This is a genomic window from Cyanobacterium sp., assembly GCF_054166785.1.
Genome location: NZ_JBSZCP010000007.1, coordinates 20,717 through 32,007 on the forward strand (window position 1 = coordinate 20,717; position 11,291 = coordinate 32,007).

9 protein-coding genes and 1 rRNA gene are annotated in these 11,291 nt (G+C 40.7%); 7 read left to right on the forward strand and 3 right to left on the reverse strand.

All coding sequences use genetic code 11. The annotated features are described in order from the left end of the window. Window positions 1-8: 8 nt before the first annotated feature. Window positions 9-533 (reverse strand): phosphatase PAP2 family protein, encoded by a 525-nt coding sequence (locus ACXITR_RS00860; protein ID WP_457995340.1) that lies wholly within the window; start codon window positions 531-533, stop codon window positions 9-11. A 333-nt stretch (window positions 534-866) separates the two neighbouring features. Here ACXITR_RS00860 and thrC point away from each other — a divergent pair, with 333 nt between their 5' ends. Both thrC and ACXITR_RS00870 read left to right on the forward strand, forming a co-directional pair. Then, window positions 867-1,976 carry a threonine synthase gene (gene thrC, locus ACXITR_RS00865; RefSeq protein WP_457995341.1) on the forward strand — a complete coding sequence of 370 codons (1,110 nt, stop codon included), beginning with the start codon at window positions 867-869 and terminating at the stop codon, window positions 1,974-1,976. 82 nt (window positions 1,977-2,058) lie between these two features. Further along, window positions 2,059-2,400 carry a rhodanese-like domain-containing protein gene (locus tag ACXITR_RS00870; RefSeq protein WP_457995342.1) on the forward strand — a complete coding sequence of 114 codons (342 nt, stop codon included), beginning with the start codon at window positions 2,059-2,061 and terminating at the stop codon, window positions 2,398-2,400. On the opposite strand, the gene dusB is transcribed toward ACXITR_RS00870, so the two are convergent. Further along, window positions 2,389-3,393 carry a tRNA dihydrouridine synthase DusB gene (gene dusB / locus ACXITR_RS00875; RefSeq protein WP_457995343.1) on the reverse strand — a complete coding sequence of 335 codons (1,005 nt, stop codon included), beginning with the start codon at window positions 3,391-3,393 and terminating at the stop codon, window positions 2,389-2,391. The genes ACXITR_RS00870 and dusB overlap by 12 nt on opposite strands. Further along, window positions 3,390-4,517, reverse strand: a complete 1,128-nt coding sequence (gene mtnA / locus ACXITR_RS00880) for an S-methyl-5-thioribose-1-phosphate isomerase (protein WP_457995344.1) — start codon at window positions 4,515-4,517, stop codon at window positions 3,390-3,392. Before mtnA ends, dusB begins: the two co-directional genes overlap by 4 nt. Window positions 4,518-4,734: 217 nt before the next feature. Between mtnA and ACXITR_RS00885 the strand changes: the two genes are divergently transcribed. The 5 genes from ACXITR_RS00885 to ACXITR_RS00905 form a co-directional block, all read left to right on the forward strand. Beyond that, entirely contained in the window at window positions 4,735-6,051 is a 1,317-nt protein-coding gene (locus tag ACXITR_RS00885; RefSeq protein ID WP_457995345.1) for a TIGR03279 family radical SAM protein, read from the forward strand. Window positions 6,052-6,171: 120 nt separating this feature from the next. Next, window positions 6,172-8,304 carry a glycine--tRNA ligase subunit beta gene (gene glyS / locus ACXITR_RS00890; protein ID WP_457995346.1) on the forward strand — a complete coding sequence of 711 codons (2,133 nt, stop codon included), beginning with the start codon at window positions 6,172-6,174 and terminating at the stop codon, window positions 8,302-8,304. Between the two features lie 99 nt (window positions 8,305-8,403). Beyond that, window positions 8,404-9,651, forward strand: coding sequence for a pentapeptide repeat-containing protein (locus tag ACXITR_RS00895; RefSeq protein ID WP_457995347.1), 1,248 nt, complete (start codon window positions 8,404-8,406; stop codon window positions 9,649-9,651). Window positions 9,652-9,728: 77 nt separating this feature from the next. After that, the gene (gene leuB / locus ACXITR_RS00900; protein ID WP_457995348.1) at window positions 9,729-10,811 is read left to right on the forward strand and encodes a 3-isopropylmalate dehydrogenase; all 1,083 of its coding nucleotides are present in this window, start codon (window positions 9,729-9,731) and stop codon (window positions 10,809-10,811) included. 366 nt (window positions 10,812-11,177) lie between these two features. Beyond that, window positions 11,178-11,291, forward strand: a 16S ribosomal RNA gene (locus ACXITR_RS00905); the annotation flags it as partial.

The following is an 11,291-nucleotide window of genomic DNA, read 5'->3' on the forward strand; positions in this document are numbered from 1 at the left end:
AGGAAAAATCACTTAGAACTTTTATGCAACAGCACAGAAATACTAAATAAAATATAACCAACACAATAGGCAGCCAAGAAATCTGTCATCCAATGGACTCTCAAATAGACACTACCAATACCCATTAAAATCATCAGAATACTAGCCGTGACAAACAAAACCCCTTTCAAGCGAGGAAAATGTTCAGAAATAAAATAAGCAATGAGGAGATATAACAGTAAATTCCCTGAACCATGACCACTAGGATAACTATAACCATGGACATTATCCACCATGTGCTCCACAGGGCGAGGAATAGCAAACAATGGTTTTAACACCTTATCTATCAATAATAGAACCGATAAACAAGATATAGCCATTACTTGAGCTTCAATCCATAGATTTTTAGAAGCTAAAAAAATTAAACTAAATAAAACTACAAAAACAGCAACTTCTGCTTCTCCTATAAAATAGAAAAATCTAGCTATATACTCAAACCAACTAGGAAAAATATCTTGTAGAAAATTCTGAAAATAGAGGTCTGTAGAACTCAATCTATTATTGACTACTAGGCTAGAAAGAACTATAAAAAAAGTAACAACACCACAGAATATTGTAAGTTGAAAGACAGTAAAATGTTGAGTAATATTTTTAGGCTTAATAATATATTTTATTTTCATTGAAAAATTATTATGTAAAAAACAAACTTATTGTTTAAGATAACGTTAAGAAAAATTTTTGGTAGATAAATTTTAAACTCAGCCAGTTATCTTCTGCCACCATCGCCATCCTCCATTCCCAAAAAAAAGGTGAGTAGAAACCAGCCCTACCAGTGAGTAACACTATATGTTATAATTGCGACAGTCATCTATTCAAAATTAACACCTGTGGTAGCGACGAAAATTTCCCCAAACACACTTAATAGTTTACCTAGAAGCGGATGGAGAGGTTTGATTGAAGAGTATCGAGCCTATTTGCCCGTGACGGAAACCACCCCAGTTGTCACCCTTAGAGAAGGAAACACTCCCTTAATTCCTGTTCCCTACATTTCTAATTTAATTGGGCGCAACGTTAAAGTATTTGTCAAGTATGATGGTTTGAACCCTACAGGCTCGTTTAAAGATAGGGGAATGACTATGGCTATTACCAAAGCCAAAGAAGCCGGGGCAAAGGCCGTAATTTGTGCTAGTACGGGAAACACCTCGGCAGCCGCAGCCGCTTACGCCACTAGGGCTGGTTTAAGGGCTTTTGTAATTGTACCAGATGGTTATGTTGCCCTTGGGAAATTAGCTCAGGCTCTTATTTATGGGGCTGAAGTTCTTGCCATTGATGGTAATTTTGATGATGCTTTAACCATTGTGAGGGAAATTGCGGATAATTACCCTGTTACTTTGGTTAACTCCCTCAATCCTTATCGTTTAGAAGGACAAAAAACCGCCGCTTTTGAAGTGGTGGACACCCTTGGTTATGCTCCCGATTGGGTGTGTATTCCTGTGGGTAATGCTGGTAATATTACCGCTTATTGGATGGGATTTTGTCAGTATCAAGGGGAGGGCAGATGTAACAGTCTTCCTCGCATGATGGGTTTTCAGGCGGCTGGCTCTGCGCCTTTAATCCACGGACATCAAATTATGAAACCTGATACCATTGCTACGGCCATTCGTATTGGAAATCCTGCTAATTGGGATAAGGCTTTGTCGGTGCGGGAGGCTTCTAATGGGGAGTTTAATGCGGTTACTGATAGTGAAATCCTTGAGGCGTACAAAATTTTGGGCAGGGAAGAAGGAATTTTCTGTGAACCTGCGAGTGCTGCTTCTGTGGCTGGAGTATTGAAGTTAAAGGATCAAGTGCCTGATAACGGTACGGTGGTTTGTGTGTTGACGGGTAATGGTTTAAAAGATCCAGATAGTGCTATGAGTAATAGTGAGGCTGGGATACGGAGTGGTATCAAGGCTGACTTGCAGGAAGTAGCGAAGGTAATGGGTTTTGAATCCTAGTTTATAATTCCCCTTGGTTGATGATAATTGAGGGGTTTTTTGTTGTTTTGAGTTTTGCACCATAATCTAGGTAATATCAATAATGGCTCAGGTGTCCAGTTTAACAGTGCAGGATTTGGCTTTAATTTTGGCTGATGATCCTGATGGGGTGCAGTTGCTTGATGTGCGAGAGTTACAAGAAGTTGCGATCGCCTCTTTGCCCCATTTTATAATTTTACCGCTGAGTGAGTATCAGCAATGGTCTGGTAAAATCATGACGGAATTAGACCCCCAAAAGGAAACTATCGTTATGTGTCACCACGGTATTAGATCGGCTCAAATGTGTCAATGGCTCATAGGTCAAGGGTTTGAGAACGTTAAAAACGTATCAGGGGGTATCGATGCCTATGCGGTATATGTGGATGATAGTCTATCAAGGTATTAGGGCGATCGCACCGTTTAATAAATCGTAACCTTCGGTGACAGACTCAATGCGGGAACATTTATCTCTCAATTCCGAAGCCCCTTCAAAACCCTTACAATACCAAGCCAAATGTTTACGGGATTGCAAAATGCCCTTGTAGCCCTTATACTCCCATAATCCCTGTAAATGTTCCTTGGCACATTCCAATTTCTGCTTAATGGTAGGATAAATAGGTATATTTCCTGTTTTCAAAAAATAATCAATTTCCCCCACCAAAAAAGGATAACCTAAAGTACCACGGGAACACATCACCCCATCGGCTTGGGTAACTTCCAGACAACGCAAAGCATCCTCTAGGGAAAATATATCTCCATTGGCAATGACAGGAATGGTTAATTTTTTCTTCACCTCGGCGATAAATTCCCACCGTGCTTTCCCCGTGTAACCCTGCTCTCGGGTGCGCCCATGAATAGTAATCATATCTGCCCCTGCTTCCTCCATTCTTTGGGCAAATTCGATGATGTTTATTTCTTGATCATTCCAGCCCAAGCGAGTTTTTACCGTTACAGGTACATCCACCGCCCCTTTTACTTCCCGTACCAGTGCGATCGCCACTTCTGGCTCCCTTAATAATCTCGAACCTCCCCCCCGTTTAGTAATCTTATTCACAGGGCAACCCATATTTATATCCACCGTTTGCGCCCCCTCCTGCACCGCTTTAATCGCTGCTTGAGCCATAAAATCGGGACGACAATCAAATAGTTGAATGCTAATAGGTTGCTCGTGGGGGTCAATTTCCATTAAGCGGGGTAACTGCTTCATATGGCTTAATTCCGTAGCATTAACCATTTCTGTATAGGTCATGGATTGGGGAGCATAACGCCTTACTAAACGGCGAAATACTAAGTCCGTTACCCCAGACAAGGGAGACTGCAAAACACGGCTATTAACGGTGACAGAGCCAATTTTTAGGGGAGTTGCTAACTTTTGAGGCAGGGTTGGGGTAATATTCATGAGATAAAATCACTTAAATCTGGATATAGATTTTTAATACCTTCGGCGGTGGCAGGACAAACTCCCCTATCGGTAATCAAGCCTGTAATTAGACGAGCAGGGGTGACATCAAAACCGTAGTTAACCGCAGGGCTGTTTTCGGGGGTTAATAATACTTCGATAATTTCTCCATCTTTCAAACCCTTGATATATTTTACTTCCGTGGGGTCTCGTTGCTCAATGGGAATTTGTTTTACCCCATCGCTGATAGTCCAATCAAAGGCAGAGTAGGTGAGGGCTACGTAAAAGGGAATGTTGTTATCCTTTGCGGCTAGGGCTTTAAGATAAGTGCCGATTTTATTCGCTACATCTCCAGTATAGCTGGTGCGATCGCTCCCTACAATGACTATATCCACCATACCATGTTGCATGAGATGACCCCCCACATTATCAGGAATGACGGTATGGGGTACCCCCTGTTGTCCTAATTCCCACGCTGTCAGCCTTGCCCCTTGGTTTCGGGGACGGGTTTCATCTACCCACACATGAACTTTTAACCCGTTGCGATGGGCTTCATAGATGGGGGAAGTAGCGGTGCCATTATCCACACAACCGAGCCATCCTGCATTACAGTGGGTAAGGATATTTACGGTGTCTCCTTCTTTTTTCTCACTAATAGCTTTGATTAACTCGAAGCCATGTTCTCCGATGCTTTTACATAATTGTACATCTTCATCGGCGATCGCCCCTGCCACCTCTAAAGTTTTTTCAATAATTGCATCTATATCATTGCCTAAAGGCTTAATCGCTTCTAGCTGTCTATTTACCGCCCATTCCAGATTAACCGCCGTTGGTCTTGTTTGCCGTAGTTTTGCCCCCATGGCTCCTAAAAAATCTTGCACCTCAAATTTGCCCTGAGCCTTAGCTTCAAGGGATGCTAGATACATTCCATACCCTGCAGAAGCACCGATTACCCCAGCCCCCCTCACGTGCATTTCCTTAAGGGCGATCGCCACATCATCCACCGTCCTTAAATCCTCAATGACAAACCGATGGGGTAAATGTCTTTGATCAATTACCTGTATTACCCTAGGCTCATTTGCCTTTAACCATATAGTACGAAAAGGCTTCCCATTAACATCCATATAACAACTTCCCCGTAATGCTCAAAGAGACAAATCATATCACAGCAAGAAACTATTAACAATAGATAAAACCCCTTTTTTCATGGGGATTAAGATGAGCACAGACCACCACCACAATGAAACAATGTACAATGGAAAATTAGGAGTTAATTAAGTTTCCCTCGGTTTTTTGATAAATCTTCCATTATCAACTATCAACTATCCATTATCAATTAATATGAAACCTGCCCGTATTAGTAAAATATTACCCCAGTCCATAGCCGAAGAAATAGGCTTTGAAATAGGAGACTCCATCGTTAGCATTAACGGAATGCAACCCAGAGACTTAATCGATTACCAGTTTCTGTGTAGTGACGAATATTTAGAGTTAGAAGTTATCGACAAATACGGCAAAAATCACCTAGTAGAAATTGAAAAAGACTACGACGAAAACTTGGGCTTAGAATTTGAAGATGCCCTCTTTGATGGGCTAATTCAGTGTAACAACAAATGTCCTTTTTGCTTCATTGACCAACAACCCGACGGCAAAAGAGAAAGCCTTTATCTAAAAGATGACGATTATCGCCTCAGTTTCCTCTATGGTAGTTATCTCACCCTTACTAATTTAACCACCAAAGAATGGAATCGCATCGAACAAATGCGCCTCTCTCCTCTCTATGTTTCCGTCCATGCCACCGAGCCAGATATTAGAATTAGATTATTAAAAAATAAACGAGCAGGGGAAATAAAACAAAATTTAGCATGGTTTCAAGAAAAAAGATTACAAGTCCATGCCCAAGTAGTGGTATGCCCCAACATTAACGACGGTAAACACCTAGAAAACACCCTCAACGATTTATTTTCTTTTCACCAAGGGGAAGTACCTGCGGTAATTAGTGCTGCCGTTGTGCCAGTGGGTTTAACCAAATTTCGTCCCCAAGAAGATGAGTTAATTCCCGTCAGCCGAGAAAAAGCCAAAGAAGTTATCAAACAAGTTCAAGCATTACAAGATAAATTTAGGGAAAAATGTGGCTCAACTTTTGCATGGTTAGCAGATGAGTGGTTTTTAATTGCCCAAGAAGATTTACCCCCAGAATCCCACTATGAAGATTATCCTCAGATTGGGAATGGTGTGGGTTCGATTCGACAATTTTTAAAAGAGTTTGAAGTCACTGCCAATGAAAATTTACCTACAAAAATATCACACCCACAGGAATATACTTGGATTGTGGGTAATGCGGTAGAAACTGCTTTTCAATCTCTGGTGGCTAGGTTAAATCAGGTAGAGAATTTGAATGTTAATTTAGTAGCCCTAAACAGCGACTATTGGGGGCAAGAAATTACGGTGACAGGATTGATTACGGGGCAAGATTTATTGGCTAAGTTACCAGACAAAAAATTAAGTAAAAAAATTCTTTTGCCTTCGGTAATGTTAAAACATGATGAGGCGAAGTTTTTGGATGATGTCACCATCGCAGAATTAGAAGCAAAATTAGATGTGACGGTAATTCCTGTTAATGGTATCAAGGAATTAATGACTGTGGTTTCTAATTAACCCCAACTAATTGCCATCAGAATTGTTTTTGTTCAATGAATCCATTATCCATTATTAATTGTGAACACTATTCCCTATATAATTGTAGGATTGATGATATTATGAGTAAATTATTATAAGATGCCTGATTTTCTATTAGAAATTGGAACCGAAGAATTACCCGCTAGTTTTGTGGATAGTGCGATCGCACAGTGGCAAGAAAAAATAAAAAATCATTTAGAATCAGAATATCTACAGCCAGAAAAAATAAATATCTACGCCACTCCTAGACGTTTAGCGGTATTAATAGAAGGCATCGCCGCTAAACAACCCGATAGAGAAGAAGAAATAAAAGGCCCCCCCGTAGGTACTGCTTACAAAGATGGACAACCCACCAAAGCCCTTGAAGGCTTTACCCGTAAACAGGGAGTAACCATGGATGAGGTGGAGGTAAAAACTACCCCCAAAGGAGATTTTATCTTTGTTAATAAAAAGTTTGTCGGTCAAAGCACCACAGAAATATTACAACAACTTATTCCCCAGTGGATAACAGGCTTAGAAGGTAGAAGGTTTATGCGTTGGGCAGATGGAGATTTACGTTTTCCTCGCCCCATTCGTCATTTAGTCGCCCTTTGGGATAACCAGATATTACCCCTCGAATTACCCAATGGTGACACAACTATTAAAGCAGATCGCACTTCCACAGGACATCGAGTTTTATGTTCCCAAAAAGTGACCATCGACAATGCCAAAGATTATAAAGCATCCCTCGAAAAAGCCTTTGTGCAGGTGGATGTCAACCAAAGACACGAATCAATCAAAAAACAAATCCAAGAAATTGCCCAAAAATTAGGGGGTAAAGCAGAAATTTATCCCGACTTACTCGCCGAAGTAACCAACCTTGTGGAATATCCTACCGCCGTATTAGGTAGTTTTGAGCCAGAATTTTTAGAACTACCCCCCGAAGTAATTACCACCGTCATGGTGACACATCAACGCTACTTCCCCATCAAAGATGATAAGGGGGCATTATTACCCTACTTTATCACCATCGGCAACGGAGATCCTCAAAAATCGGACATCATCGCCACAGGTAACGCCAAGGTGATTCGGGCAAGACTTGCTGACGCTCAATTCTTCTACCAAGCTGATTGTGATGAGCATTTAGAAACCTATTTGCCACAACTAGAAAACGTCACTTTCCAAGAAGAATTAGGCACTATGCACGACAAGGTTAACCGTATTCTTGCCATTAGCCAAGAAATTGCGGAACAATTAAACCTCGACGAAATTCAAAAAGCAGAAATTGAAAGCACTGCTTCCCTCTGTAAAGCGGATTTAGTTACTCAGATGGTATATGAGTTTCCCGAATTGCAGGGGGTGATGGGGGAAAAATATGCCCTCGTTAGTGGTGAATCGGCAACGGTAGCAAGGGGGATTTTTGAACATTATTTACCCCGTAATGCTGATGATATTATGCCCCATACCCTTAATGGTCAGGTGGTGGGGATAGGCGATCGCCTTGATACCATTGTAAGTATAATTGGATTAGGGATGATACCATCGGGTTCTAGTGATCCTTTTGCCCTGCGCAGGGCGGCCAATGGTATTATTAATATTGCATGGCATGGTAATCTGGGTATCAATTTGACTCAGTTAATTGAACAGGCTTGTAACGATTTTTTGGCAGGACACCAGAAGGAATCACCTCTGCAAATTGTTACTGATTTCTTTTTACAACGGATTCAAACTTTATTACAAGATGAGTTAAATATTGACTATGATTTAGTTAATGCTGTCTTAGGAGAAGGAGACGAAGAATATAAGGAAAGAGCGTTAAATAGTGTCTTAGATGTACGCAATCGTGCTTTATTTTTACAAGAAATTAGAAATAATGGTACTTTAGCAAATATTTATGAAACTGTAAATCGCTCTACAAAATTAGCTCAAAAGGGAAACTTAAATACCACAGAATTAGTGCCTGAAAATGTAGTTAATTCAGTATTATTTGAATCTAATTCAGAACAAGAACTATATAAAGCCCTCGAAAAATTATTACCCATTTCCCAAAAGGCAAAAGCCCATAGTGACTATCATTTATTAATGAATGCGTTAGGGGAAATTGCCCCTATTCTCGGTAACTTTTTTGATGGGAATGATAGCGTTTTGGTGATGGCGGAGGATGAAAGGGTTAAACAAAATCGTCTTAACCTTCTGGGATTATTACGTAACCACAGTCGCATTTTAGCTGATTTCGGTGCGATCGTAAAATAACCACAACACTTCTTTCTCAAGTCTTCTCTCGGGCATTAAAGGTAAAGTGTCAAATACAATAATAGGTATAGTTATTTTTACTTATCAATGTGATTTTTCATGACCAAAGTTTCTGACAACAATAGCCTATCCGAATTAGATAATAATGCCCCATTAGCGTCTATCAACAGGAAAGATAACTCAGTGTCTGTACCTCCTCCCATACCACCGAAGCGCTTAACTCATATTAAAAAACCAAAAAGCTCTTTTTCTGCCAATATCATCATTTTTTTGGTGCTTTCATTTGTGGGCATTTACAGTCATATTCCTTGGTTAGGTGCTATTTGTGCCATGGTTGCCTTTATCTTAGCCCTAAGACAAACTACCCCTTTTATTCGGGAATGGATTGGTTTTTTCCTTACCCCAGAAGAAAGACGTGCATTAATTGGCTCTGTGGGTTTAATCATTTCTGTATTAATCTTGGCTAAATATGTGGGAGTGTATCGTCGTATTAATATATGGTTAACCCAGTTTAAGTATGATGAATTTGGATCATGGGCTGAGTGGGTAGGGGCTTTGGGGCAAATATCCATCGCTGTTTTGGCAGTATATGTGGCATGGCAACAATATGTCATCTCTAAGGATTTAACCATTCAACAAAATCGCATCACTCAACAACAAACCATTGATACTTATTTTCAAGGTATTTCTGATTTAGTTTTGGGCCCGGATGGACTTTTAGAGGATTGGCCCCAAGAAAGGGCGATCGCCGAGGGACGCACCGCTGCTATCCTTACTAGCGTTGATCCTTCGGGGAAGGCAAAGATTTTGCGTTTTTTGTCAAGATCTCGTTTAATTACCCCTTTACGCCGTGATAGTCACCTAGGGAGAGTGATTTTAGATGGGTCTGGAGGGTATGCCGAAGACCGTCAAAATGGCATGAAAGTAATTAACTTAGGGGTTGTATTAGCTGGTAATAATTTGAAGGGGCAGGATTTACGCTGGACAGATTTAAGCGATGCCAATATGGTCAAGTCTGATTTATCCCGTTGTGATTTGAGTAAAGCTAATTTATCTCGCACAGTATTGGTAGAAGCGACTTTAGAAGGAGCAGATTTAAAAAAGGCCATTTTATTTTACGGTCATTATCAAACCGCTACACCGCGCGATCGCACCCATGAACCCAACTATGAAACGGGCGAACATACAGGGGCTGTCATAGAAAAAACCGATCTAACAGGAGTAAAAAACCTTAGCGAGGAAAACCGTTACTACTGTTGTTGTTGGGGAGGAGAATATACCCGCTCTACCATTCCGGGAGGGTGTCAAGGAATTCCTAATAAACTAGAAAATCCCGAGGATAATTGACAATGAACAATGGACAATGGACAATTAAATGGATTTTAGATCCAATAGCTAACTCTTAGAAAAAATAACTATATATAATGACTAATCAATATTCAATAACCCTCTTACCCGGTGATGGCATTGGTCCTGAAATTATGGACGTTACCGTAAAAGTATTAGAAGCCGTCGGAAAACAGTGTGATATTCAGTTTAATTTTGAAACCGCTTTAATTGGTGGAGCTGCTATCGATGCCACGGGAGTACCCTTACCCCCTGAAACCATAGAAACCTGCCGTAAAAGCGACTCTGTGTTACTAGCTGCCATTGGGGGCTATAAGTGGGATAATCTTCCCCGTGAATTACGCCCCGAAACTGGTTTATTAGGTATTCGCTCGGCTTTAGGATTATTTGCCAATTTACGTCCTGCCACTATTCTTCCTCAGTTAATTGACGCTTCTAGCCTTAAAAAAGAAGTTGTGGAAGGGGTAGATATTATGGTGGTCAGAGAGTTGACAGGGGGAATTTACTTCGGACAACCTAAAGGCATCTTTACCTCAGAAACTGGAGAAGAAAGGGGGGTAAACACCATGGCCTATACTGTGTCAGAAATTGATCGCATTGCTAAAGTTGCCTTTGAAACTGCCCAAAAACGTACAAAAAGGCTTTGCTCTGTGGATAAAGCTAATGTATTAGATGTATCTCAATTATGGCGCGATCGTCTCATAAAAATGTCCGCAGATTATCCTGACGTGGAATTAACCCATATGTATGTAGATAATGCTGCCATGCAGTTAGTCCGCAACCCTAAACAGTTTGATACCATCGTTACGGGGAACTTATTCGGTGATATCCTTTCCGATGCAGCAGCCATGTTAACGGGTAGTATCGGTATGTTACCATCTGCTAGCCTAGGTAGCGATCGGCCTGGATTATTTGAACCTGTCCACGGTTCAGCCCCCGACATTGCAGGGCAAGATAAAGCAAATCCCCTCGCACAAGTATTAAGTGCCGCCATGATGTTACGTTATGGTTTAAACGAGCCTGATGCAGCTACCAAAATTGAAGAAGCCGTATTAAAGGTATTAGATTTAGGCTATCGCACTGGGGATATTATGTCCGAAGGAGCAAAAGCCGTGGGCTGTCAAGAAATGGGTCAAATTTTATTACAGGTTTTAGGATAAAACTCTATCAGAAGAAAAAAAACAGTAACAAAGACTACGGTTAGGGAAAAAGTTGAGAGAGTAAAAACTATACAGAGTAAAGAAAGTAGTAAAAAAAGAAAAAAAGATTGAAAAAAAAGTTGCCATTTTGAAAAAGGTTAGTTATATTAGTATATGTGCGATTGAGGGCTACACGCCTTCGACAGTCACCACGAACCTCGACAATTCAATAGTTTGAAAGCCATTTTCAAGTATTACATACATCAATCCTTGTCAAAGAACTTTATTTAAAACAAAAAGTTTAAACTTCGGTTTAAACATTGCAAAGAAGAGCAAGTAAAACTACTTCAATCATAAGGAACTGGATACTAAGGTAGAAAGGAACTTACAATGGAGAGTTTGATCCTGGCTCAGGATGAACGCTGGCGGTATGCCTAACACATGCAAGTCGAACGGTCATCTTCGGATGATAGTGGCGGACGGGTGAGTAACACGTGAGAA